This is a genomic window from Porphyrobacter sp. THAI-01a, assembly GCF_056868655.1.
In genome coordinates, this window is sequence record NZ_CP180579.1 from 710,124 (window position 1) to 732,550 (window position 22,427).

The window sequence follows — 22,427 nt, forward strand, 5'->3', positions numbered from 1 at the left end:
CAACGAACCATCATCATCGGTGGAGATGCCATCGAGCGTGACGCTGATTGTCTGCTCAGTCCAAAGATGGGGGAAGCACCTTCGACAAATTTTTGATAAAGGACTTTCCTATTTTCCTCTCGTATTATACGGCGGCAGCAAAGGGGGGCTGTTACCGCAGGAGCGCTCGAAATAATGGCCGGCCATGCCGATAATGTAAGTTTTGCAGGGTCTAAGACGGATGTTGAGGCATCCTTGCCTGCGGCGCCCGCTCGTCCAGCTGCACCCGCGCAATCCGGCCGCCTTGCCAATCCGCGCCTGCGCCGCGGCCTCATTGTGGCCGCCATCGCTATCCTGGTGGGAGGCGGCTATTGGTATTACAACCACGAAACCTTCGGCAAATTCCAGCAATCGACCGACAATGCTTATGTCGCGGCTGACAGCGTGATCGTTGCGCCAAAGATCGCAGGCTATGTCGAAAAGGTGCTGGTCAGCGAAAATCAGGCGGTGGCTATCGGTGCGCCGCTGGTTGAGTTGGATGCTCGCGATTATCAGGCACAGACCTCGCAGATCGAAGCTGAGATTGCAGCCCTGCTCGCTGGCGGTGACACGGTGCGCGCTCAGCAGCGCGAACAAGATGCTGCGATCGCGCAGGCGCGAGCGCAGCTCGCCGCTGTGAGCGCGCAGGCCGAGCTGGCAAGACAGCAGGTTGCGCGCTATCGCCCGCTCGCTGAAAGTGGGGCTGAACCGCGCGAGAAGCTGGAACAGTTGCAGACCCAGGCGCGCGAGGCTGAGGCGCAGGTTGCCGCAGCGCGGGCCGCTGTCCTTGCCAGTGAACGGCGGCTCGGCTCGCTCGGTCAGCAGATCGGCCAGTCCACCGCGCAGGCGAACGCCGCGCGCGCGCAGTTGGAGGCCGCGCGCCTCAATCTTGATTCGACCACTATCAACGCCAGCATCGCCGGGCGGATTGGCGATCTGACTGTCAGGCCCGGCCAGTTCGTCCAGCCCGGCCAGCGGTTGATGAGCATCGTGCCGACCGATCAGCTTTACGTGACCGCCAACTTCAAAGAAACCCAGCTCGCACTGATGCGGCCCGGGCAGCCGGTGACGCTCAAGGTTGATGCCCTGCCTGACGTGAAAATCGCAGGCCGCGTGGACAGTATCGCTCCGGGCACGGGCGCGGAATTCTCGATCCTGCCGCCGCAGAATGCGACCGGCAACTTCACCAAGATCGTGCAGCGCGTGCCGGTGCGGATCGCGATCGAGGCAGGCCCGGAAGTCAAGCGTCTGCTGGTTGCGGGGATGTCGGTGGTGGCAACAGTCGATACCCGCTCCGCAAAGGATGAACTTGCGGCGGTTCGCGCGCCTGCCGAGAGGTAACGGTCGATGGATGCGGCACTTCTGGGCGAGCCGGCTGCACCACAGGTCGAGCGCGCCGATCTGACCGCCTGGCTGGCGGTGGCGGCGGGATCGCTTGGCGCCTTGCTGGCGACGCTGGATATTTCGATCGTCAATTCCGCGCTGCCGACCATTCAGGGTGAAATTGGCGCGAGCGGCACGGAAGGGACGTGGATTGCCACCTCCTTTCTAGTCGCCGAAATCATCATCATTCCGCTGAGCGCCTGGTTGGAACGCTTGCTTGGGCTGCGCACCCTGCTGATCGTCGCGGTCACGGCCTTCACCGCCTTTTCGGTGCTGTGCGGGATCGCCACTGATCTGACGACGATGATCATCGGCCGCGCCGGGCAGGGTTTCATGGGCGGCGCGCTAATTCCAACCGCCATGACCATTGTGGCCAAGCGCCTGCCGCCATCGCAGCAGCCGATCGGCATGGCGCTGTTCGGGATGACAGTTATTCTCGGGCCGGTGATGGGCCCGCTGGTGGGCGGCTGGCTGACCGAGAACCTGAGCTGGCACTACGCCTTTTTCGTCAATGTGCCGGTGTGTGCGCTTCTGCTCGGCCTGCTGTTCATCGGCCTGCCGCATGAACAGCCCAACTGGGAATATCTGCGAGAGGCGGACTGGGCTGGGATTGTGGGCATGATTCTGGGGCTCGGCGGCCTCACCGTCGTGCTTGAAGAAGGCCACCGCGAAGAATGGTTTGAATCCCCACTCATCATCCAGCTCACGATTGTCACGATCATCGGGTTCCTGCTGCTTGCATATGGCCAGCTTTACGCGAGCAAGCCGGTGCTCAAGCTGCGGCTGATGCTGGGCCGCCAGTTTGCGAGCGTCATCGTGATGGCTCTTGCGCTGGGGATGGTGATGTATGGATCGACCTATGTCATCCCGCAGTTCCTGGCGATCATTTCCGATTACAATGCTTTGCAGACTGGGCAGGTCATTTTCTGGATGGGCGTCCCAGCGTTCTTGATGATGCCTGTGCTGCCTCTAATGATCAGCAAAATCGACATCCGCATCGCGGTGGGGGCTGGAATGCTGATCATGGCGGCAAGCTGCTTTGTCAGCGTCAGCCTGACGGCCGAGTCTGGCGGCGGGGTCTTTACCGAAAGCCAGTTCCTGCGCGGCATCGGCATGATCCTCACCATGATGTTCCTCAATCAGGCAACGGTTGCGTCTGTCGCCAAGGAAGACGCCGGTGATGCCTCGGGCATCTTCAACGCCGCACGCAATCTCGGCGGCTCCTTCGCGCTGGCAGGGCTTGCATCCTTTCAGGATCAGCGCATGTGGCACCATAGTCGCCGCATGGAAGAAGCGGTCAGCGCGAACAACCCACAGGTTCAAGACTACCTCGATGGCATGGGCGCCATGATGGGCAATGCCCAAGCTGCGCTCGAAAGTTTTGCCGGAATGCTCCAGCGCGACGCTTTGGTGATGACCTATAATGATGTGTTTTTCGCCATGGGCGTGATCACGCTGGCGACAGTGCCGCTGGTTCTGTTCCTGAGGCCCTTGCCCAAGAATGCATCGCTTTCCATGCACTGAGACCGCAATGAAAAACCCCCTTCTTCTAACCCTTCCTCTGGTGCTTGTGACCGGCTGCGTAGCCGGGCCGGATTATGCCGGGCCGCCGCAAGCGGCACGCGCACTTCCCGGGCAATTCCAGCGTGCGGGCGATGAGGTCGATACCGCCGCGCCGCGGGCGAGCCAGTGGTGGAAGCTGCTGGGCGATCCGGTGCTCGATCAGCTTGAGGCACGCGCGCTTGGCGGCAATCCGGGCATCGCGGCGGCGCGCGCACGGATCGAGCAGGCGCGCGCGAGGGTGCGGGCGGAGCAAGCCAATCGCTTCCCCACGCTCGGGGCCGACGCAACCGTGGCGCAGGGGCGCCTGCCTGATCTCAATCTGCAAGGCCCATCATCCGGCGCGGCAGGCGGTGGCAGTGGCGGTGGCGGAGATGACCGCCTCAGCTTCTACAACCTCGGTGCGATCGCCAACTGGGAGCTTGATTTCGCTGGCGAGCAGGTGCGGCGCAGCGAGGCGGCCAATGCGCAGGCTGCGGCAGCGGTGGCAACGGGCGAGGATGCGCTGGTGCAACTCGCCGCCGAAGTCGCCCGCGCCTATGTCGCCCTGCGCGAAGCCCAGTCCCGGCTGGCGCTGCTCGAAAGCGAGCGCGATCTGCAGCAGCAGACGCTGGAGCTGACCTATGCGCGTTACACCCAGGGCGCACTGGCGCTGTTCCCGGTCGGCAATGCCAATGCCGAGCTCGAACTGCTCAAGGCGCGGATTGCCGAGGCGCGCGCCGATAGTGCGGTGTTTCGCGATACGCTGGCGGTGCTGGTCGGAGAGGCTCCCGGCGCGCTCGATGATATGCTCGTTCAGGGCGGCCCTATCCCGCTGCCGCCGGAGCGGGTCGAGGTGGGCGATCCGGCTGCGCTGATCGCGCGCCGCCCCGATATCCGCGCCGCCGAGCGCAATCTTGCCGCCGCCACCGCTCGCATCGGAGTGGCCGAAGCCCGGCGCTTCCCCAAGATTTCCTTCCTCGGCGTTCTGGGTCTTGGCGGTTCGGAACCGGGCGATGTTCTCGACCCCGACAATCTTGCCGCGCTGGCGGTGCCGCGCTTGCAATGGAACCTGCTCGACTTCGGGCGCACCGCTGCCGCCATCGACGAAGCCAGAGGCACCCGCGACGAGGCCGAGGCGCGCTACCGCGAGATCGTGCTCGGAGCCTTGCAGGATGCCGAGCAAGCGCTGGCCCGTTTCGGCCAGAACCGCGCCTATGTGGCAGCGCTCGCGCAGATCAAGCGTCAGGCCGATACCGCTGCCGATCTCAATATCCAGCGCCATGGCGCAGGAGTAATCTCGCGCACCGAACTCAACGCCTCACTGAGGCAGCGCGATCAGTCTCAGGCTGACCTTAACAGGGCGCTAGCAGGGCTGACCACCAGCTGGATTGCGGTGCAAAAGTCGCTTGGCCTTGGCTGGGAAGAGCTGCCGCCGCCTGGATGAAAGGGCTGTGCAGCCCAGAGCTGCCCGGCGGGCCTATGCTGCAATGTCCCCGCGGTGGGTGCGCATCAGGAAATCGACGATTGCATCGCCAAAGGCATCGTTTTGATCGCCCACCACCATGTGCGTTGCATCGGCAATATCGCTGTAGGCAGCGTTCGGCACCAGCGCGAGGAAATGCGCTGCCGCTTCGGGCGAGACGAGATCGCTCGATCCGCCGCGGATGAGATGAACCGGAAGCGCCAGCCGCGCGGCTGCTTCGCCCAGTGCGCTGTGCCCGAAATCGCTGTCATCGCCGCCTTCGGCATGGCGCCGCATGACACCATCGATAAAGGCCGGGTCCCAGTGCCAGTAATAGCGCCCGTCGTCCCGCCGGCGCAGATAATGGGCAAGCCCGGAGGATGCCTTGCGGCTCGGGCGATGGGGCAGGTATTCTGCGATCACCCGCGCTGCATCGTCGGGCGAGGCAAAGCCTTCGCGGGCATGAGCGGCCATGAAGCCGACCACACGCGCAACCCCGCCAGCCTCCATTTTCGGCGTGATGTCCACCAGAGTGAGCGAGGCAAAGCTGCCGGGTGCGACGCGGCCTTCGGCCATGATTCCTGCAAGGCCCCCTAGCGAGGCGCCGATCAGGGCGGGGGCTTGATCAAGCGCTCCGGCAATGGCCACGAGATCCTGCGCGAAATCCAGAATGTCATAGGCCCCGTCCGCCGCCCAGGCGCTTTCCCCATGCCCGCGCAGGTCGAGCGCGATGGTGCGAAACCCGGTCGCCGCCAGCATTGCAGTAACCCGCTTCCACGCCCGCTTGGTCTGCCCGCCGCCGTGCGCCAGCAAAACCGGCATACCGCTCTCGGGCCCCTCGGTCAGCGCGGCAATGAGATGGCCGCAATGGCCGGACAGGATCATGGATGAGTTCGACATACCGCCAGCATAAGACAAGATTTCGTATGGTAAAGACCTTTACTATATCACAAGGCAGGAGATGGTAGATCGCATTGCCCATAAGCGTCCACCTGAGGCCTGACTTTAGCTTTCCGTTGAGATTTGACCCGTGTCTTGACCCGTCCCTTGCTGCGAGCAGCGAGGGAGACAGGAGTGATCGAGATGGCGCCACTAAGTGTAATCCGTCGTTGGCATCTGCGAGATCGGATGCAGATCCGGGAGATCGCGCGGCGCACTGGCTTGTCGCGGAACACGATCTGCAAGTATCTTCCCAGCAGTTCAGGGGAGCCGCAGTTTCGGGTTCCCGAGCTTGCCAGCAAGCTGGACCCGTTTGCCGAGAAGCTCTCGCATTGGCTGCGAATCCAGGCAGGCAAGTCGCGCAAGCAGGGGCGCACTTGAAGCAGTCGCACGCCGATCTGGTGGCGGTGGAATTTGACGTTTCCTAAGGCTGGGCTGCCGCTTTTGCGCGAGCGTGAAAGGCGTAGCGGCAATATGAGCGGCAAACCATCGTGCGTGGGACCTCTGTGCCACTGGTCTTTGCGCCAGGGGAGGCATTCCAGTTAGACTAGAACGAAAACTGGGCCGTAATCACTGGCGAGCGTGTGAGCTGCAGGCCTCGATCAGACGCAACACTTCGCTAGGCCTCAGCCTCAGGTCGCACCAGTTGGGGGTTGGCGAGGTGGCGAAGATGACGCTGCTATGGATACTGATTTTCGGCGGGATGTTCCTGATCGTCGAATGGTTCATGATTGCGCGGGGGACGGCCTCCGCGCTGGTACAAATTTTACATAATGTTTATTATCTCATCGGGATCGATGATTATCGTTAAATATCAGAATTTTGTATTGGAAAACTTCGTCTCGATATGGTCCAACACGACGCCCAGGCTCCTCCCGGTCATTGTCTCAAGCTGCCATCTGCATTCTCAATACAAACGAGCATCCGTCGGGCTGCGGGGCGTGGTGTCGGGTCGAAGTGCAGAACAGGCAATAACGCCATAGTATGACTATTGTGCCGCGCTTGGCTAGCCAAACTGCTGCGCCACAGAGGCCAAGCCTTCTGTTACCGGTTCCTTGGACGCACTTACACCCGTATCACGCGCATGGGCGGGCCAATCCGCGAGGGCCGCCCGAACCTCGTCGATAGCGGCGGTTACACGTTTGGCGGGGATCCCGTGGGTCTTCCCAAGCTTCTCGACATGCTCGCGCGTGATATTGCGGCCTTCGCCCAGAACGGCCATGTAATGCTCGCCGCCAGGTCCATTCGAGAACGTGAGGTCGAAAGCGGGTGCAAGCCGCCAATTGCCACGAGCATCCATGAGGTAGGCATGTTGGCGGACATGATCGTCGCGATTTCGCGCCAGCACGTTGAAGACCATGCGGCGGAAGGCCTGTTCCACGTCTGCCATGCTATGGGTAATGGCCAATGTCGCCTTGAGGAAGCCGTCGTAATCGACGCTCGGCATATGTGAGGACGCTTCGAGGGCTCCGCCGAGGCTGACCATATGCAGCCGCTTTCCCGGAGTCGGCCGATCGAAACGTCTGGTTGCGAAATGGCCCGGTCGGGTCTTCGAGGGGATAAGCCGCGTTTCCGCCATGTCGATCTGCGCGGCGCGCGCCATGCGGGCATAGGCCTCTTCCACCGGCCCAATATCCACGGGGTCAATGGTTGCGGCAAATTTGACGATCCATTGCTGACCGGCTCTTCCGCCAGTGGCGTTACTCAGTTCGTCTCCGGCACACAGGCTGCCATCCGCGCCGATCGCCACGTGAACCTTCGGCCGCGCGCCGCCAGAACCGCCGCCGAGACGTGCTAGCAGATCGTCCAATTCTGACGCCTCGCCCAGAAGCACATGGCGGGCTTCATCGGCCAGAAAGTCAAGGTCGATGCTATCAGCTGCTTCGTCCGACAGCGTTTGAGGCTGGAAGACAAGGGCGCCGCGGCCTCTCGCGCCGACCAGAGCAAGCCGGTCCACCGCATTGAGGTCTTCAAAACGATGTCCCAACTGCTGGACGCGACGCCTCAGCAACAACAGGCCCCATGCATCGGGCAGGCAGTCCGACAGGAAACCGTGGAGGCCTTCGAATATTCGGCTGCGGGCAGGGTGCAGGCCGAACTCAGCTGGATAGTTAAGCGGAGAGATTGGAAGACGCGCAGCGATGATCTCTGCCGACCATTCGAGCTGAGCCAATCCGCTGGCCATCGCCAGCCTGCCGACAGAACGCGGCGCTGCAGTCTCGTCGGTCAGCAGTCCAACCGCCAAAGGCGTTCCCGGAGCCAGCTTCATGACCCAATTCCGCTTGAGCGCCCGCTGGCACGCTGGCGCTGCCGCTTGGCTGCCTGACGCTGCTGTGCAAGCAGTTCATCCATGCTGGTCGCCGGAACTTGTGGAAACAGCGCGACAATGCCCTCATCGCAGCGCAGTGCAATGGCAGCGCGAACAAGGTCTTCGATGGACGCCCTGCCTTCGGTCTCCATCCGTCGCCATGTTCTGTGGGCCACGCCTGCTTTGGCGGCTGCCGCTTGCTGGGTAAGATCGAGAGCCAGGCGGCGAGCCTTGATCCGCTTACCGAGGTGCGTCAGCTGATCTTGGAGGATGAATAGCATGGGCCATATATGGCCCTCTAGAATCCAATTGTCAATTTTATGGGCCGTATTTGGCCTCTTAATTCGTGCGCGAGACTCTGGTTCAAACTTCGCGCTGATGACGTGGCACCGTCACAAGCCGCTTCACCGTGAACGCTCAATGCGTTCCTGCTCTTCGGCGATGTAGTATTGAGGTATGACTCGCGCGGTACATCCGTTTAAACGCTGGGCTCAGCTTCAGGCGCCATCCGTCCCGCCAGTTCCATGCATTTCCACGCAAGACTGGCCGTCCAATCATCTTCTCCAGAGTGAGGAGGACGCAAAAGAGGAATAAAATCATAGCTTCGTGCGGCTCTGGCAGGGCCGCTGATAAGCCTAGCGATGACACCCGTAGGAAATATGCTGCCGATGCGAAAAAAATCAGAGCCAGCGTGATGGGCTTTAGCCATTTCATCAGAGACATATAGCTTTGCAAAACGAGCCTCAAATGTTCGCGTCGTGCTCTTTGCAGTATGGATTGGCGAACTATGGTCCGTTGGGTGGCGGCGCGATCAGGGTATCGATCGGCGAAGAAGGAATGCAGGTTTCGTTCTGCAGCGCCAAACACATCATTGTCATTCATTGGCTGCCATCCTTCTGGTCAGCACGTCTGCCATATCGTCCGAAATTGTGCCGTTCTCGATCAAATATTGAAAGAACAATTTCGCAAGGTTGATCTCGTTCTCGCTGCTTGGGTTTACCTCATACCTGAGGTTGAAATCCTTCGCGAGGCGGATCGCTTGTTCGAACATCTGCAGCAGGTTGTCGCGAAACATGATGCCTGTGCCGGATAGCAGCCAAGTAGGGTCAACTCGATACTCTTGGCAGATCTTTGCAATGGCAGCAGCGGGCGGGTCGCGGTCACCTCGTTCGTAAGCCACGAGAGCCGACTGTGAGAGCCCTAGCTTGCTGGCGAACTCGATTTGCGTCGCCTTTTTTGCGCGGCGCACATCGAAGAATCGTTGTCCGATCGTTGTCATACACGAACAGGCTTGCGGATTATCACGAAATGCATATTATTGTCGCATCTGCATAATGACTCGCCATTGGCGGATGAACACGCAGAATACGGAGGATTTGCTGATATGCAAATGATGACCATCCGAGAAATCGCGCGGCATTCTGGCTGGCCGGAGGGCCGGATCCGCCGCCTCGTGGCAGCACGTCGGCTTCGCCACGTGAAACTTGATGGCTTACTCCTTCTTCCAGCCAATGCCGTAGATGAGTTCGTTCAGGCCAACATGGTTGAGCCAGATCTCAAATTTGGTTCGCAGCCGTCGCCCATATCGAAGGGAGCTTTGCTGTGACCAGCCTCACACCCATCCTCGACCGAGCAAAGACGCCCGAGGCTTGGTCCGCACTGCTTGCCGAGAATGGCATCGTGCTTTCGCCACGAACCTTGCGGGAGTTAGCGCACCGGTGGGGTGCTTGCCACAAAGTGGGCCGGGTCATGCTCATCACCCCTGAGCAGCTCGACCTTATTATCGAAAGCCAGAAGAAATGCCCCTCGAACCTTATCCCCGCGGCGCGGTCTGGTGGGCGCGCGGTCGGGTCGAATACAACGGCGCGCCGATCACCGAATACTACCGATGCAGCACTGGCGCATCTGAGGAACAAGGCGCTTGGGACTGGTGTCGGAAGGAAGAGCAAAGCGCCATCCGCATCCACCTTCTAGGTGAGGATCCGGAAGAAAAGACCATCACGTTCGCCGATGCTGTTCTGAAGTATGATGCCAAGCCGAAGGAAGCCGCTTACCTCGTCCCGATAACCTTGGAGATCGGCGCGATCCCCATCCAGGAAATCAGCCCCAAACTGGTCCGTGAGCTAGGCCCGAAGCTCTATCCGAATTGCTCCACAGACACCTGGACCCGTCAGGTGGTGACGCCGGTCAGGGCAGTACTCAACAACATCAATGACAGCGAAAGCGGAATCGCCTTTCGAGTCAGGGGCTATACCCAGAAAGAAAAGGTCGCGCAGGATAACAAGCGCAAAAGCACCGGGCGGAAGAAGTATCCGCCAGGCAGCTGGGAATGGCTGCTCAAGTTCCGGGAACATGCGCCTCCTCGTTTGGGTGCGCTGGCGCTGCTCATGTTCGTCACTGGTGCCCGGATCAGTCAGGCAGTCTCGATGCATCCCCACAAGCACATCAACAAGGCGAAGGGCATGATCTGCATCCCCGGCGCCAAGGGGCATGGGGATCGATGGCTGCGGGTGCCCGACGAAATCCTAGCCGAGCTGACGGCCTTGCCCGAGGTCTATCCTCGCGACTGGCCGCGCAAGCCGGAGAACCTGCGGCTATTCGGCTATGCAGACCGTGGCGGACCGCGAAAGCTCTGGAACAAGGCCTGCGAAGATGCCGGTATCGAGCAAATCCCGTTCCATCCCGCGGGCCGCCATGGCTTCGGTCAGGAAATGAATGTCCGCGAAAGAGTCGACGAGAAGGCTGCTGGCGCGTTCGGCGGTTGGTCCGACCTCAACCTGATGCGCAACACCTACACGCATGCCGAAGATGCGGAGATAAAGATCAATCAGGCCCTGCGTCGGGGCCTGTTGAAGGCCGAGCGAAAGACGCGGCTCAAGCTGAGAAAGGAGCTCTGATGCTGTACGGGTTTTGTACGAGCGGAGATCGATTCCGGCCCATTTCGGGGGTGAAACGGGGTCAAAACCTGCAAGTGAGAAAAATGGCCATCCATAAATTCCCTATATTTCAAAGGGATTTATGGTGGGCGCGGCAGGGATTGAACCTGCGACCCCACCCGTGTGAAGGGTGTGCTCTACCGCTGAGCTACGCGCCCGTCCGATGGGCTCGGAGGCCCGGACAGGGGGGCGCCTTTAATGCGGCCTCGCGCGCTTGGCAAGCGCCCGTGCGCCGCCTGCGCGCGAATTAGCTGCCGGCGAGCCAGCCGAGCAGCGCCAGCACGCCCGCGTCCTGCGGCGCTGCGCTGCGCTGCGCGGCGGCGGGGGCGGCGATTCCGGCGGGACAGGCGAGGCAGAAGGCCTGGATTCCGCGGGTTCCCAGCAGCCGTTCGGCATCGCGGGCGATGCGGGCACCGAGGTGCTCGCGGCGCAGCGCCGTCATCGCGAAGATGTCGCCGCCCCCGGTCGACGCGCCCTGCCGGGCATCGTCGCCGACGATCAGCTGGCGGATCAGCGAATCGTAATTGGCATCGCGCTCGCCGAGGTGGACTGCGTGCCATTCGCCCTCTTTGGCCCCGGCCTTGCCCGCCGCCCAGCCGAGCGCGTCGGGAAGGCCGCCGAACTCGTCCACCAGCCCGAGCTGGCGCGCGGTGCCGCCATCCCATACCTGCCCCTGTGCCGCGGCATCGACCCGCTCGACGGGCATCCGCCGCGACTTCGCAACCAGCGCGAGGAAATCCTTGTAGGTGCCGCCGATCGAGGTCTGGAACAGGCTGTCCATCGCCGGGGTGAAGCCGCCGATCAGGTCGGGCTGGCCCGACAGGGGCGTGGTGCGATAGCCGTCGGAGGTGACGCCGAGCCGTGCGGCGGCCCCCTCGAAGGTCGGGATCACGGCGAAGACCCCGATCGAGCCGGTGACGGTCTCGGGCTCGGCATAGATCCGCTCGCCGGCCATCGCCACCCAGTAGCCCCCGCTTGCGGCGACATTGGCGAAGGACACGGCGACGGGGATCTTGCGGTCGCGGTAACGCTGGATCGCGCGGCGGATCTCCTCCGAGCCGGTCACCGAGCCCCCGGGCGAATCCACCCGCACCACCAGTGCGGCAAGATCATCGTCGAGCGCCTCGTCGAGCAGGTCGGCGATGCGCTTCGCCCCGGCGACGCCCGGGCCGGCATCGCCGTCGACGATCTCGCCCGCGATGGTGACGACGCCGATTTTCTTGCCCTTCCGCTTCTGTCCGAGATCGGCGAGATAGGCGGAAAGCTTGCTCGCGGCGAAGCTGCCGGGCAGTTCGCTCCACGGGTCCTTGCCCGCGAGTTCGGCCACGCGCGCGCCGAACTGCGCGCGGTCGCCGAGCTTGTCGACCAGACCCGCCGCCACCGCCGCCTCGGCCAGATCGCCGCCCGAGCTTTCGATCCACGCAGCCGGATCGCCCGTCACCCGCGCCAGCTGGAGCCGGGGCCGCGCCTTGGTGACATTCGCGCGGTATTCCTCCCACAGCGCCCCGTAGAGCCCGCCGATGTTCGCCCGCGCCTCGTCCGACATCGACGTGCGCGACCACGGTTCGACCGCCGACTTGAACTCGCCCACGCGGTAGACCCGCGCGTTGACGCTCAGCTTTTCCAGCAGCCCGGCATAGTAGAGATTGCTGCCTCCGGGGCCGGCGATCACCGCCACGCCCTGCGGGTCGAGCCACACCTCGCTGGCATGGGCAGCCAGCAGCATGTGATCGTCGGCATAGCCCATCGCATAGGTCAGCACCGGCTTTCCGGCCTTGCGCACGCGGTCCATGCTCGCGCCGATTTCCTTCAGGTGCACCTGGCCGCCGCCGAGGAAGGTGGTCATGTCGAGCACCACCGCCTTCACCCGTGCGTCGTTCGCGGCGGCATCGAGCGCGCGGACGATGTCGCGCGCGCGGGTCTCGCCCAGCGGCGCGCTGCGCGAGAGCAGGGCCTCGATCGGATCGAGCGCGGTCTTTTCCTCGACCACGATCCCGTCGAGGTCGATCAGCAGCGCCCCGTCGCGCACCTGCCCGGGGTTGGGCCGGGCCGAGAGCACCCCGAACAGCGCCACGAAGAACAGCAGCATGAACATCAGGACAAGCCCGTCCTTGATCCCCACGAGGATCTTCCAAACCTTGCCGACGAAGCTCATCCGATGTCCCTTTTGCCTTGGCCCTCCCGATCTAGGGTCTTTGGCCGGCAACTTCTATCGGAAAGCTTGCGCGGCGGGGTTGAGCGGCGGATGCGGCTCGACTAAGGGCGTGGCTTTAATGGCCACGACCGATCCTTCGCCCTCTGCGGGCCGCTTTCCCCCCGGAAGGCTCGCCTTTCCGCATCGCGATCTCACCGGAATCGGGCACCTGCAGCGCCACGAGATCCTCTACCTGCTGAGCGAGGCCGAGCAGTGGGTCGCGCTCAACCGGCAGAGCGCCAAGCACAGCGACCGGCTCGCCGGGCTGACGATCATCAACGCCTTCTTCGAGAACTCCACCCGCACGCTGCTGTCCTTCGAGATCGCGGGCAAGCGGCTGGGGGCGGACGTGGTCAACATGCACGCGGCCACCTCGAGCGTGAAGAAGGGCGAGACGCTGATCGACACCGCGATCACGCTGAACGCGATGCGCGCCGATGCGATCGTGATCCGCCACGGTTCCTCGGGCGCGACGCGGCTGATCGCGGACAAGGTCGATTGCCCGGTTCTGAACGCGGGTGACGGGCAGCACGAACACCCGACACAGGCCCTGCTCGATGCCCTGACGCTGCGCCATGCCCTGGCCGAGCGCGGGGAAGGGGCCGAGGACTTCACCGGCCTCACCGTCACCATCTGCGGCGATATCCTGCACAGCCGGGTCGCGCGCTCGAACATCCTGTGCCTGACGGCGCTCGGCGCGAAGGTGCGGGTCTGCGCGCCGCCCGCGCTGATGCCTGCCGGCATCGAGGCGATGGGGGTGGAGGTCCACCACCGCTTCGATGCCGCGCTCGAGGGCGCGGAGGTGGTGATGATGCTGCGCCTGCAATCAGAGCGGATGAGCGGCCAGTTCGTGCCGTCCCCGCGCGAATACCGCGACCTCTACGGCCTCACGACGAAGCGCCTCGCGCTCGCCCGCCCGGATGCGCTGGTGATGCACCCCGGGCCGATGAACCGCGGGGTGGAGATCGACAGCGAGGTCGCGGACCTTACAGGCCGCTCGCTGATCACCCGGCAGGTCGAGATGGGCGTGGCGATCCGCATGGCCTGCCTCGACGTGCTGACGCGCGGCGCGCGCGGGCTGGAGGGCTGGGCATGAGACAGGTGCAGCCGCTCACCATCGTCAACGCGCAGTTGGTCACGCGTGCGGGGGTCATCGACGGTGCGTTGCGGTGTCGTTGCGGGGTCATCGACGCGATCGGGGCCGATGTCGCGCCGCAGGATGGCGACGCGGTGGTCGATGCGCGCGGGCGTCTGCTTGCCCCCGGGCTGGTCGATCTCGGGGTTTTCGCGGTCGACAAGCCCGCCTTCCACTTCGGCGGGATCACCCGCGCGGCGCTGATGCCGGATCAGTCGCCCCCGCTCGATCTGCCGAGCCGGGTGGGCTTCATCGCCAAGAGCGGCAAGCCCGACCTGTGGGTCCACCCCCTCGCCGCCGCGACGCGGGGCCTCGAGGGGCGGGAACTCGCCGAGCTGGCACTGATGCAGGACGCAGGCGCGCGGGGCATCGCCACGGGGCGGCGCTGGATCGCCGACAGCGGCGTGATGCTGCGGCTGCTGCAATATGCCGCGATGCTCGATCTGGTGGTCGTCGCCCATGCCGAGGACGGCGGGCTGGCGGGAGAGGCCGCTGCCACCGCAGGCGAGATCGCGACCCGGCTGGGCCTGCCCGCTGCCCCCGCCGAAGCCGAGGCGCTCGCCATCGCCCGCGATATCGCGCTCGCCGAACTGGCAGGGGCGCGGCTGCATCTCCGGCAGGTGACGACGGCGCGGGGCTTTGATCTGGTGCGCGAGGCCAAGGCGCGGGGCCTGGCGGTGACCTGCGGGATCACGCCCGCGCATTTCATGCTCTCCGACCTCGCCACGGCCGACTTCCGCACCTTCACCCGCCTCTCGCCCCCGCTGAGGAGCGAGGCCGACCGTCAGGCGGCGCTCGCCGCGATCGCCGACGGCACCGTGGACGTGATCGCCAGCGGCCATGACCCGCGCGGGCCCGAGGACAAGCGCCTGCCCTTCGCCGATGCGCTGCCCGGCATGGCGGGGGCCGAAACGTTGCTCGCCATGACCCTGGGGCTGGTGCGGGATGGCGTGATCGACACCCCCCGCGCTTTCGACCTGCTGGCGGCCAACCCCGCCCGCATCCTCGGCGTGCCTGCCGGGGCGCTGGCGGCGGGGCTGGAGGCCGACCTGGCCCTCGTGGACCCGGACGCTCCGTGGATCATCGACCGGCGCAAGATGGAGGCCACCGCCGACAACACCCCCTTCGACCGGCACGGCGCGCAGGGGCGGGTGCTGGGCCTTTGGAAGGGCGGGGTGCGGCTGGCGCTCTGAGCTCCGGCAGGTGCCGAAAAACAACTCCCGGACAGCGCGGGGCTGCCCGGGAGCAAGGCTTGCTCATTCCTGTGACAGGAAATCGTGTCAGCGGGTGCGCGCAGCCATCCGAACGTCGCGCTTGACGGCGCCTGCGGGCGGGGTGGTGGCGGCATAGGCGAAGCAGCCGCGACCGGCCGACTTCACGGTGCCGCACATCGCCTTGGCGCTCTTCGGGCCGAAGCCGTCTGCGGCGACGCGCCAGAAGGTGCGGCCGTTCACCAGCGCCTCGGTGATCACCGGCTGGTGATCCTTGAGCTGCGGGAACTTCGCCTTGAGGGCGTTCCAGCCACGCTCGGCCTCGATCTTGCTGTCGTAGGAGCCGAGCTGGACGAGGTGCGAGGCGGCGGCCTTGTCGCTCGCCACCGGTGCAGGAGCGGGGGCGGTAGCGGGGGCGGCCATGCGGCGCTGCGAGACAGTGCCGGCGACCCGCGGCACGCCGCGCGACTGGGCGGCAGCGGCGGGCAGGTCCTGCACCACCGGGACCGAGACGAAGCGCTGACCGGCAGGGGCCGGCTCGACCGTCTGGATTGCCGGTTCGGGCGCTGCGGCAGCCGGGGCGAAGGCGGCCATGAAGGTCGCCGAGGGGGCGGGTTCGGCCACGCGCACCGGCTCGGCGAAGGCGAGTTCGCTCTCGCCCTGCGCGGCGGCTTCGGCGACCATCACCTCCTGCGCCGGAAAGTTGGCGAGCGCGAGACGCTGCGGCTGGCCGGCGTCGGCGCGCGGGGCCACGTCGAGCAGGGCGGCGATGCGTTCCTGGAACAGTTCGGGCGCCGAGCGCGAGGCCCATTGCGACAGGCGCGCCTCGAGCTGGTCGGCGGGCACGTCCTCGGCCGCCATCACCCGCGCCGCGCGCCAGTTGCCGGCGAGCGCATAGGTATAGGCGAGGTTCTGGCGCAGCTTGGGCGAGGCCTGCTCGCTCGCGCGCACGGCGTTGATCAGGACGTGGACGCCGCGCTCCGGCTGTCCTGCGAGCGCGAGGGCAAGGCCGAGGTCGGCGGCATCGAGGCTCTGCGCATATTCGTCGAGCATGGTGACCGCGGCGCGCGAATCGCCGGTGGCGATCTTGGCGAGGGCGAAGCTCAGCACGGTGCGCGGGTTCTCGTCACCCAGGTCGAGCGCGTCGCCGAAGCTGGTCGCCGCCGATTCGAAGCGGCCCGCCTCGAGATAGGCCGCACCCAGCAGCGCGCGGAAACCGGGGTTGCGCGGCTCGGCGAGCACCGCCGCCTCGGCGTGCATGATCGCCTTGTCGACTTGGCCCTTGGCGAGCGCGGTCTGGGCGCTGCCGAAGGAGACGTCGGCGCGCGGCGCGGCGGAGGCCATGCACCCGGCCATCGCCAGCCCGGCGATCGCAGTGGTGACGGCGAGCGCGAGGCGCGGCGTGGCGATGCCGGTCTTGAGCTTACGGTCCATTGTCATTTCCCCCGTTCGGTCCTGGCTTTTCACGTTTCGTGGTTGTGGTCGGTCGCGCGCCGGATCAGTGGCGCTTCAGGTGGTTGGCGATGACGTCGAGCTCGTCATATTCGGAGAGCAGGCGGTCGAGCGCCTCGGTCACGAGAGCCTGGGCGCTGACGCCCTGCATGGTCGCGGCGAGACGCAGCTTGAGATGGCGGTCGGCATCGAGCCGCAGCGTGAAGGCGGCGCGGCGGCCCGACTGAACGGCGGGCACGCGCGGCTTGGCGGGTGCGCGGCGCGCGGGTGCGGCGACGGGTTCGGGCGCGAGCGGGGTGTAGAGCTCGGTCTCCGCCTCCTCGCCCTCGTCTTCGTAGCCATAATCCTCGTCCTCGGCCTCGCCGTAGAGCGCCTCGGCGTCCTCGTCATATTCGGGTTCGCGGTCTTCGGGGCCGGTCATCGCCGCATCGGCGAGCACGCGCTCCTCGAGCCGGCGCTGCTGGCGGCGCACGATCGGGCCGGGGTGCGCGGGGATGCCGTCGGGCGCGATGTCGGCATTGATCGGCACGATCTCGGCGCCGCCGTCACGGTCCGAATCGCCCATGTCGTTCCAGCCGAGATCCTCGAGCTGCTCCTCGGCGACCGGGGTCTCGTCCGTCACCAGCGGGGCGACCTGCGGACGCATCGCGGGCTTGGCGCCGCCCTTTCGGGCGAGCAGCGAGGGGCCGAGCGAGGCGAAACCGGAGTCCGACATGGGCCTGTCCGCCTTCCCGCTTACTGCGCGACCCGGCGACCGAAGCCGCCGGCAGGACGCGGCACGCCGCCCATCTGCATCGGCGCATTGGGCGCGGCAGCGAAGACGGTGCGGCGGAAGTTCTTCTCGAGCCGGTCGGCGATGTAGCGCCAGAGCGCGGCGATCTCGGCGGCCGAGCGGCTCTCGGGATCGACTTCCATCACCGTGCGGCCGTCGATCATCGAGGCGGCGAAATCGGTGCGGTGGTGGAGCGTGATCGGGGCGACGGTGCCGTGCTGCGAGAGCGCGACGGCCGCTTCCGAGGTGATCTTGGCCTTGGGGGTGGCGGCGTTGACGACGAACACCAGCGGCTTGCCCGCGCGCTCGCACAGATCGACCGTGGCGCCCACGGCGCGCAGGTCGTGCGGGGAGGGGCGGGTCGGAACGACGATAAGCTCGGCCACCGAGATGACCGACTGGATCGCCATCGTGATCGCCGGGGGCGTGTCGATCACCGCGAGCTTGAAGCCCTGCTGGCGGAGCACCTGAAGATCATTGGCGAGACGCGCCACGGTGGTCTGGGCGAAGGCGGGATATTCCGCCTCGCGCTCGTTCCACCAGTCGGCAAGGCTGCCTTGCGGGTCGATGTCGATCAGCACGACCGGCCCGGCGCCGGCGCGCTGGGCCTGGACGGCGAGATGTCCGGACAGGGTGGTCTTGCCCGATCCACCTTTCTGCGATGCCAAAGCGAGTACACGCAACGCCTGGGTCCCCCATGGATTGAACCGCTGGCAGGCCGCCCTATTGCGACCCTGCGACAACGGCTGGATGGAGACGGGATCGCAGGATACCCCTAATTTAGGGTTAACACCGGGCCGCTGCGTGCAAGAAGGCATTGATCGCCCGTGCAGCCGTTTGCCGCAGCAGGGTGCCGGGGTATCGGGCAACCATTTGCTAACCCTGTTTGCCTATGCTTCCCCGCGAGACATCCACCCGCACACCGCGAGGCAGACAGGCGATGGCAAGGATCATTGTGACGAAGACGATCGCAACGCGCGGCGGAATCGCTGCGGGCGCAGTGCTGGCGTTGCTGGCCGCACCGGCGCTGGCCGACGTCAAGGCCGGGGTCGACGCGTGGAGCGCGGGCGACTTTGCCCGTGCGGTGGTGGAATGGCAGGGACCGGCGTCGGCGGGCGATCCCGACGCGCTCTTCAACCTCGCCCAGGCCTATCGCCTCGGGCGCGGGGTCGAAGTCGACAACGCCCGCGCGCGCAAGCTCTATGAAGAGGCGGCGCGGCTCGGCCATGTGAAGGCCGCCGACAATTACGGGCTGATGCTGTTCCAGGAAGGCGAGCAGGAAAAGGCCATGCCGCTGATCAAGGCCGCCGCCGACCGCGGCGATCCGCGGGCGCAATACGTGCTCGGCCTGTCGCACTTCAACGCCGATTACGCCCCGCGCGACTGGGTGCGCGCCTATGCGCTGATGACGCTGGCGAACGGATCGGGCCTGCCGCAGGCGCGCGACGCGCTGGCGCAGATGGACAAATACGTGCCGCAGGCCCAGCGTGCCCAGGCGCAGTCGCTCGCCCGCGAACTGGAGGCGGGCGCGAAGGCCCAGCGTTCCGCAGAGCTCGCGGCGGTGGAACTGGGCACACGCCCGGCTGCCGCTCCGGCTCCTGCAGCGGTTCCGGCTCCGGCAGGCGCAGCGGCCAAGCGTCCGGTCGTCGCTGCCGTGGCCCAGCCCGCACCCAAGCCCGCCGGACTGCCGCCCGCGCCGCGAACGGTCACGCCCGTGCCGGTCGCCGCCGCGGCTGCTGCCGCGCCCAAGCCCGCCGCCGCGACGCCCGTTCCCGTGCCTGCCGCCGCCCCGCGCCGGCAGGGCAACTGGCGCGTCCAGCTCGGCGCCTTCGGCGTTGCCGCCAATGCCGACCGCCTGTGGGGACAGCTCTCGGGCCATGCCGCGCTCGCCGGAACCAGGAAGACCCTCGTGCCGAGCGGCAGCCTCACCCGCCTGCTCGCCACCGGCTTTCCCAGCGAGGCAGAGGCGAGCCGCGCCTGCGCCAGCCTCAAGCGCGAAGGCAAGGCCTGCGTCGTCGCCGGGCAGGGCTGAAGGCGGACCAACCGCCGAGCGATTTCGACAACCCGCTCTTTTCAAAGAGCTGCGCTCTGCTAGTCTCCCGCCATTCAAGGGCCGGGGGATCAGCCATGAACGACACGATCGCGCCGAGCATCGACGATAACGCCGCCGCGGTGCCCGCGTCCGCGATCGCCCCGGTGAGCGCCGCCGAGCGCATCGACACGCTCGATTTCATCCGTGGCCTTGCGGTGATGGGCATCCTTGCCGCCAACATCGTCGCCTTCGGGCAGCCGTTCGAAGCCTATATGTACCCCGCCGCTTTCCTCACCGATCCGGCCGACCCGGGCGGGTGGCTGTGGATCACGCAATTTATCCTGATCGACGGGAAGATGCGCGGGCTGTTCACCCTGCTGTTCGGCGCGGGGATGTATCTGTTCATGGAGAAGGCCTGGGCGCGCGGCGCAACCCGCAAGCTTCAGGCATGGCGCCTGCTGATCCTGCTGGGCTTCGGCATGATCCACTTCTTCTTCATATGGCCCGGCGACATCCTGTTCTATTACGCCTTGTTCGGCTTTGCCGTGCTCGCCTGCCTGCGATGGCGCGTGAAGACCCAGCTCTGGGTCGGACTTGCGGGTTACATGCTGGGGGTGCTGTTCTATGCCACCCTGACGTTCCAGTGGCTGGTTTCCGACACGTCGTTCGGCGAGGGGATGACCGAGGAGCGGGCGGCGTTGGTCGCCGACATGGAACGCTCGCTGGCGCGCGGCGAGGTGCCCAACGCCGCGATCGCCGCGGGCGATTACGGGACGCTGGTGGCCCACCGCCTGACCGAACAGTGGTGGGAGCCGTGGGTCAACTCGTTGCTGTTCGGCTTCGAGACCCTGCCTTTGATGCTGATCGGGGTGGCGCTGTACCGGCTCGGGTTCTTCAGCGGCGGCGTGGCGCGCGGCACGCTGCTGCGCTGGGGCTGGACCGGGGTCGTAGTCGGCGGGTTGGCGCATCTTGCGATCGGGCTGGTGGTGAAGGCGGGCGGCTTTACCTTTTACGGGTTGCTGGCCGGTTGGCTGGCATGGAGCCCGCTGCCGCGCCTGTGGATGGTGATCGGCCTTGCCGCGCTGCTGGTCGCCTACGCGCCCTCGGCCACCGGCTGGCTCGGCGATCGCGTGCGCGCGGCGGGAAGGGCGGCCTTCACCAACTATCTCGGCACCTCGGTGGTGATGATGTTCCTGTTCCACGGCTGGGCGCTGGGGCTGTTCGGGCAGCTGAACCGCCCGCAGCTCTATGTCGTGGTGGTGCTGGCCTGGGTGCTGATGCTCGCATGGTCGAAGCCGTGGCTCGACCGCTACCGCTACGGCCCGCTGGAATGGCTGTGGCGGTGTCTGACCTACCGGACGGTCTTTCCCTTGAGGAAGTGATTTTCCCACTTGTTATTAAGAATGGTTCGCATACATTCGCTCCTGCAAACGCCTCGCAGGAAAGATTCGCACGCCCATGTACATCTGCATCTGCAATGCCATCCGCGAGACCGACTTGCGGAAAGCCGCGCTCTCCTGCGAGGGTGACGCAGAAGCGACCTACGCCTGCCTCGGCAAGCGCCCCAATTGCGGCCAGTGCCTTGATGAAGCGCAGGAAATCATCGACGCCGAGCGCGCCGCCGCCAGGTGCGATTTCCTCGCAGTAGAGGCCGCCTGAGCCGCGATTGCGAACGGCTCGCAAGCGACTGATTCGCAAAGATTTTCCTCGCCCGACCCTTGCGGACAGGCCCCGGCACCGTCTACAATGACGGCAATGCCGGCACCCGGCTTTGACAATACGCAAGGAGCTTTCCCCATGAAGGGCGACCAGAAGGTCATCGACTACCTCAACCAGGCGCTCACCAACGAGCTGACCGCGATCAACCAGTACTGGCTGCACTACCGCGTGCTCGACAACTGGGGTCTCAAGAAGCTCGCCGCCTACGAGCGCCACGAATCGATCGAGGAAATGGAGCACGCCGACAAGCTGGCCGAGCGTATCCTGTTCCTCGAGGCGCTCCCCAACTTCCAGGCGATCCACAAGCTGAAGGTCGGCGAGAACGTCGAGGAGATCCTGCGCGCCGATCTCGCGCTCGAGAACGAGGCGATCCCGCTGCTGCGCGACGCGATCGAGTATTGCGAGAGCGTGCGCGACTATGTGAGCCGCGAGCTCTTCGCCTACATCCTCAAGAACGAGGAGGAGCATGTGGACTTCATCGAGCAGCAGTTCGAGATGATCGAACGCATGGGGCTGCACAACTACTGCCAGCTGCAAAGCGCGCCGGCAGGCGACAGCTGACGGATCAATTCGCGCGCTCCCGTAGGGGCGGCGGAGGCACGATTGTCGCAGAGGGGCAGGGCCGGGCGAGGCCCTGCCCTTTTGCGTTACGGCCAAGGCGAGGTCAGCCGGCGTTATGCCGTTTCGGGTAACCCGCTTGACTGATCCGGTGACAAGGCGCACTTTCCTCGCGGGGGGAAAGCGCGGGCATGCTGCGGGCACGCCAGCGCGCGTTAGGGTGAGGGAACAACCGCAGCATCATCGCGTGCAAACCCTCCAATAGCATCACGCATTGGAGGACATCATGAAGACACTTGCCAAACTGATCGGCTGCGGCATCGCGGCAGGCTCGCTTGCTCTGGCGGCACCGGCCCATGCCCAGCCGGCCGAGGTCTACAAGGACTACACGCCGGCCGACGAGGCGATCGAAATGACCCTCGTCAAGGTCGATGAAGGCCAGGCCGACACCTACCTTGGCGGCCTGCGCAAGACCTGGATCGCCGCCAACGAGATCCAGAAGAAGCTCGGCCATATCAAGGACTATGCCATCTACGGCGTGCCCTATGGCGATGGCGAGTTCAACGTCGTGCTGATCGTCGTCTTCCCCAATACCGAGGCGCTGGGGCCGAGCAAGGCGCGCTACATGGAGTTTCTCGAGGCTTACGGGAAGGCCAATATCGATGCTGGCAACAAGACCCAGATCGAGCTCTACAACAAAATCCGCGAGATCCAGGGCACCTACCTGCTGCGCAAGGTGAACTTCGCGAACTGAGCCGCGAGGGGG

The 22,427-nt window shown here is 65.3% G+C and carries 22 protein-coding genes, 1 tRNA gene and 1 pseudogene; 14 read left to right on the top strand and 10 right to left on the bottom strand.

Annotated features, from left to right (window positions below):
- Window positions 1–174 precede the first annotated feature (174 nt).
- Genes ACMX37_RS03460 through ACMX37_RS03470 form a run of 3 tightly spaced genes read left to right on the top strand, consistent with a single transcriptional unit; the run spans window position 175 to window position 4,387 of the window.
- A complete protein-coding gene (locus ACMX37_RS03460) occupies window positions 175–1,359 on the top strand; it encodes an HlyD family secretion protein (protein ID WP_483147536.1) in 1,185 nt (394 codons plus the stop codon).
- Between the two features lie 6 nt (window positions 1,360–1,365).
- Window positions 1,366–2,925 (top strand): DHA2 family efflux MFS transporter permease subunit, encoded by a 1,560-nt coding sequence (locus ACMX37_RS03465; protein WP_483147537.1) that lies wholly within the window; start codon window positions 1,366–1,368, stop codon window positions 2,923–2,925.
- A gap of 7 nt (window positions 2,926–2,932) precedes the next feature.
- On the top strand, window positions 2,933–4,387 hold the full coding sequence (locus ACMX37_RS03470; protein WP_483147538.1) for an efflux transporter outer membrane subunit: 1,455 nt from the start codon (window positions 2,933–2,935) through the stop codon (window positions 4,385–4,387).
- Between the two features lie 33 nt (window positions 4,388–4,420).
- On the opposite strand, the gene ACMX37_RS03475 is transcribed toward ACMX37_RS03470, so the two are convergent.
- The gene (locus ACMX37_RS03475; RefSeq protein ID WP_483147539.1) at window positions 4,421–5,290 is read right to left on the bottom strand and encodes an alpha/beta fold hydrolase; all 870 of its coding nucleotides are present in this window, start codon (window positions 5,288–5,290) and stop codon (window positions 4,421–4,423) included.
- A 198-nt stretch (window positions 5,291–5,488) separates the two neighbouring features.
- On the opposite strand from ACMX37_RS03475, the pseudogene ACMX37_RS03480 reads away from it, so the two are divergent.
- Window positions 5,489–5,892, top strand: a pseudogene (locus tag ACMX37_RS03480) (IS21 family transposase); the annotation flags it as partial.
- A gap of 113 nt (window positions 5,893–6,005) precedes the next feature.
- The gene (locus ACMX37_RS03485) at window positions 6,006–6,155 is read left to right on the top strand and encodes a hypothetical protein (protein ID WP_483147540.1); all 150 of its coding nucleotides are present in this window, start codon (window positions 6,006–6,008) and stop codon (window positions 6,153–6,155) included.
- 195 nt (window positions 6,156–6,350) lie between these two features.
- On the opposite strand, the gene ACMX37_RS03490 is transcribed toward ACMX37_RS03485, so the two are convergent.
- The 4 genes from ACMX37_RS03490 to ACMX37_RS03505 all read right to left on the bottom strand — a co-directional run bounded on the left by ACMX37_RS03490 (window position 6,351) and on the right by ACMX37_RS03505 (window position 8,931).
- Window positions 6,351–7,613 (bottom strand): type II toxin-antitoxin system HipA family toxin, encoded by a 1,263-nt coding sequence (locus ACMX37_RS03490; RefSeq protein WP_483147541.1) that lies wholly within the window; start codon window positions 7,611–7,613, stop codon window positions 6,351–6,353.
- On the bottom strand, window positions 7,610–7,933 hold the full coding sequence (locus ACMX37_RS03495; protein ID WP_066526814.1) for a helix-turn-helix domain-containing protein: 324 nt from the start codon (window positions 7,931–7,933) through the stop codon (window positions 7,610–7,612). Before ACMX37_RS03495 ends, ACMX37_RS03490 begins: the two co-directional genes overlap by 4 nt.
- A 136-nt stretch (window positions 7,934–8,069) precedes the next feature.
- The gene (locus tag ACMX37_RS03500) at window positions 8,070–8,534 is read right to left on the bottom strand and encodes a hypothetical protein (RefSeq protein ID WP_141458246.1); all 465 of its coding nucleotides are present in this window, start codon (window positions 8,532–8,534) and stop codon (window positions 8,070–8,072) included.
- Window positions 8,527–8,931, bottom strand: coding sequence for a helix-turn-helix domain-containing protein (locus ACMX37_RS03505; RefSeq protein WP_066526817.1), 405 nt, complete (start codon window positions 8,929–8,931; stop codon window positions 8,527–8,529). Before ACMX37_RS03505 ends, ACMX37_RS03500 begins: the two co-directional genes overlap by 8 nt.
- A gap of 105 nt (window positions 8,932–9,036) precedes the next feature.
- Here ACMX37_RS03505 and ACMX37_RS03510 point away from each other — a divergent pair, with 105 nt between their 5' ends.
- On the top strand, window positions 9,037–9,258 hold the full coding sequence (locus tag ACMX37_RS03510; RefSeq protein ID WP_483147542.1) for a hypothetical protein: 222 nt from the start codon (window positions 9,037–9,039) through the stop codon (window positions 9,256–9,258).
- 193 nt (window positions 9,259–9,451) lie between these two features.
- Window positions 9,452–10,549: a tyrosine-type recombinase/integrase gene (locus tag ACMX37_RS03515; protein WP_483147543.1), complete on the top strand. Its 1,098-nt coding sequence runs from the start codon at window positions 9,452–9,454 to the stop codon at window positions 10,547–10,549.
- 122 nt (window positions 10,550–10,671) lie between these two features.
- Here the strand turns inward: ACMX37_RS03515 and ACMX37_RS03520 are convergent.
- Both ACMX37_RS03520 and sppA read right to left on the bottom strand, forming a co-directional pair.
- A tRNA-Val gene (locus ACMX37_RS03520) sits at window positions 10,672–10,746 on the bottom strand.
- Window positions 10,747–10,835: 89 nt separating this feature from the next.
- Window positions 10,836–12,743 carry a signal peptide peptidase SppA gene (gene sppA, locus ACMX37_RS03525; RefSeq protein WP_483147544.1) on the bottom strand — a complete coding sequence of 636 codons (1,908 nt, stop codon included), beginning with the start codon at window positions 12,741–12,743 and terminating at the stop codon, window positions 10,836–10,838.
- Window positions 12,744–12,861: 118 nt separating this feature from the next.
- Between sppA and ACMX37_RS03530 the strand changes: the two genes are divergently transcribed.
- Both ACMX37_RS03530 and ACMX37_RS03535 read left to right on the top strand, forming a co-directional pair.
- Complete coding sequence (locus ACMX37_RS03530) at window positions 12,862–13,878, top strand: aspartate carbamoyltransferase catalytic subunit (protein ID WP_483147545.1); 1,017 nt, start codon at window positions 12,862–12,864, stop codon at window positions 13,876–13,878.
- Entirely contained in the window at window positions 13,875–15,110 is a 1,236-nt protein-coding gene (locus tag ACMX37_RS03535) for a dihydroorotase (protein WP_483147546.1), read from the top strand. The genes ACMX37_RS03530 and ACMX37_RS03535 overlap by 4 nt, the downstream gene beginning before the upstream one ends.
- 87 nt (window positions 15,111–15,197) lie before the next feature.
- On the opposite strand, the gene ACMX37_RS03540 is transcribed toward ACMX37_RS03535, so the two are convergent.
- From ACMX37_RS03540 to ACMX37_RS03550, 3 genes are all read right to left on the bottom strand, one after another.
- Window positions 15,198–16,562, bottom strand: coding sequence for a tetratricopeptide repeat protein (locus tag ACMX37_RS03540; protein ID WP_483147547.1), 1,365 nt, complete (start codon window positions 16,560–16,562; stop codon window positions 15,198–15,200).
- Between the two features lie 64 nt (window positions 16,563–16,626).
- Window positions 16,627–17,295 carry a hypothetical protein gene (locus ACMX37_RS03545; RefSeq protein WP_483147548.1) on the bottom strand — a complete coding sequence of 223 codons (669 nt, stop codon included), beginning with the start codon at window positions 17,293–17,295 and terminating at the stop codon, window positions 16,627–16,629.
- A gap of 20 nt (window positions 17,296–17,315) precedes the next feature.
- Window positions 17,316–18,035, bottom strand: coding sequence for an AAA family ATPase (locus tag ACMX37_RS03550; protein WP_410179848.1), 720 nt, complete (start codon window positions 18,033–18,035; stop codon window positions 17,316–17,318).
- Between the two features lie 257 nt (window positions 18,036–18,292).
- On the opposite strand from ACMX37_RS03550, the gene ACMX37_RS03555 reads away from it, so the two are divergent.
- From ACMX37_RS03555 to ACMX37_RS03575, 5 genes are all read left to right on the top strand, one after another.
- On the top strand, window positions 18,293–19,384 hold the full coding sequence (locus ACMX37_RS03555; protein WP_483147549.1) for an SPOR domain-containing protein: 1,092 nt from the start codon (window positions 18,293–18,295) through the stop codon (window positions 19,382–19,384).
- A gap of 95 nt (window positions 19,385–19,479) precedes the next feature.
- The gene (locus ACMX37_RS03560) at window positions 19,480–20,766 is read left to right on the top strand and encodes a DUF418 domain-containing protein (RefSeq protein WP_483147550.1); all 1,287 of its coding nucleotides are present in this window, start codon (window positions 19,480–19,482) and stop codon (window positions 20,764–20,766) included.
- A 76-nt stretch (window positions 20,767–20,842) separates the two neighbouring features.
- Complete coding sequence (locus tag ACMX37_RS03565; protein ID WP_483147551.1) at window positions 20,843–21,043, top strand: (2Fe-2S)-binding protein; 201 nt, start codon at window positions 20,843–20,845, stop codon at window positions 21,041–21,043.
- A gap of 138 nt (window positions 21,044–21,181) precedes the next feature.
- Window positions 21,182–21,664, top strand: a complete 483-nt coding sequence (gene bfr / locus ACMX37_RS03570; RefSeq protein ID WP_088915176.1) for a bacterioferritin — start codon at window positions 21,182–21,184, stop codon at window positions 21,662–21,664.
- A 283-nt stretch (window positions 21,665–21,947) separates the two neighbouring features.
- Window positions 21,948–22,415 (top strand): hypothetical protein, encoded by a 468-nt coding sequence (locus ACMX37_RS03575; RefSeq protein ID WP_483147552.1) that lies wholly within the window; start codon window positions 21,948–21,950, stop codon window positions 22,413–22,415.
- The last annotated feature ends 12 nt before the right edge of the window (window positions 22,416–22,427 follow it).

Excerpts from the sequence above, each read along its gene's own strand:
- ACMX37_RS03460 (WP_483147536.1), top strand. The coding sequence starts at position 175 with ATGGCCGGCCATGCCGATAATGTAAGTTTTGCAGGGTCTAAGACGGAT.
- ACMX37_RS03465 (WP_483147537.1), top strand. The coding sequence starts at position 1,366 with ATGGATGCGGCACTTCTGGGCGAGCCGGCTGCACCACAGGTCGAGCGC.
- ACMX37_RS03470 (WP_483147538.1), top strand. The coding sequence starts at position 2,933 with ATGAAAAACCCCCTTCTTCTAACCCTTCCTCTGGTGCTTGTGACCGGC.
- ACMX37_RS03475 (WP_483147539.1), bottom strand. The coding sequence starts at position 5,290 with ATGATCCTGTCCGGCCATTGCGGCCATCTCATTGCCGCGCTGACCGAG.
- ACMX37_RS03490 (WP_483147541.1), bottom strand. The coding sequence starts at position 7,613 with ATGAAGCTGGCTCCGGGAACGCCTTTGGCGGTTGGACTGCTGACCGAC.
- ACMX37_RS03495 (WP_066526814.1), bottom strand. The coding sequence starts at position 7,933 with ATGCTATTCATCCTCCAAGATCAGCTGACGCACCTCGGTAAGCGGATC.
- ACMX37_RS03500 (WP_141458246.1), bottom strand. The coding sequence starts at position 8,534 with ATGAATGACAATGATGTGTTTGGCGCTGCAGAACGAAACCTGCATTCC.
- ACMX37_RS03505 (WP_066526817.1), bottom strand. The coding sequence starts at position 8,931 with ATGACAACGATCGGACAACGATTCTTCGATGTGCGCCGCGCAAAAAAG.
- ACMX37_RS03510 (WP_483147542.1), top strand. The coding sequence starts at position 9,037 with ATGCAAATGATGACCATCCGAGAAATCGCGCGGCATTCTGGCTGGCCG.
- ACMX37_RS03515 (WP_483147543.1), top strand. The coding sequence starts at position 9,452 with ATGCCCCTCGAACCTTATCCCCGCGGCGCGGTCTGGTGGGCGCGCGGT.
- sppA (WP_483147544.1), bottom strand. The coding sequence starts at position 12,743 with ATGAGCTTCGTCGGCAAGGTTTGGAAGATCCTCGTGGGGATCAAGGAC.
- ACMX37_RS03530 (WP_483147545.1), top strand. The coding sequence starts at position 12,862 with ATGGCCACGACCGATCCTTCGCCCTCTGCGGGCCGCTTTCCCCCCGGA.
- ACMX37_RS03535 (WP_483147546.1), top strand. The coding sequence starts at position 13,875 with ATGAGACAGGTGCAGCCGCTCACCATCGTCAACGCGCAGTTGGTCACG.
- ACMX37_RS03540 (WP_483147547.1), bottom strand. The coding sequence starts at position 16,562 with ATGGACCGTAAGCTCAAGACCGGCATCGCCACGCCGCGCCTCGCGCTC.
- ACMX37_RS03545 (WP_483147548.1), bottom strand. The coding sequence starts at position 17,295 with ATGTCGGACTCCGGTTTCGCCTCGCTCGGCCCCTCGCTGCTCGCCCGA.
- ACMX37_RS03555 (WP_483147549.1), top strand. The coding sequence starts at position 18,293 with ATGGCAAGGATCATTGTGACGAAGACGATCGCAACGCGCGGCGGAATC.
- ACMX37_RS03560 (WP_483147550.1), top strand. The coding sequence starts at position 19,480 with ATGAACGACACGATCGCGCCGAGCATCGACGATAACGCCGCCGCGGTG.
- ACMX37_RS03565 (WP_483147551.1), top strand. The coding sequence starts at position 20,843 with ATGTACATCTGCATCTGCAATGCCATCCGCGAGACCGACTTGCGGAAA.
- bfr (WP_088915176.1), top strand. The coding sequence starts at position 21,182 with ATGAAGGGCGACCAGAAGGTCATCGACTACCTCAACCAGGCGCTCACC.
- ACMX37_RS03575 (WP_483147552.1), top strand. The coding sequence starts at position 21,948 with ATGAAGACACTTGCCAAACTGATCGGCTGCGGCATCGCGGCAGGCTCG.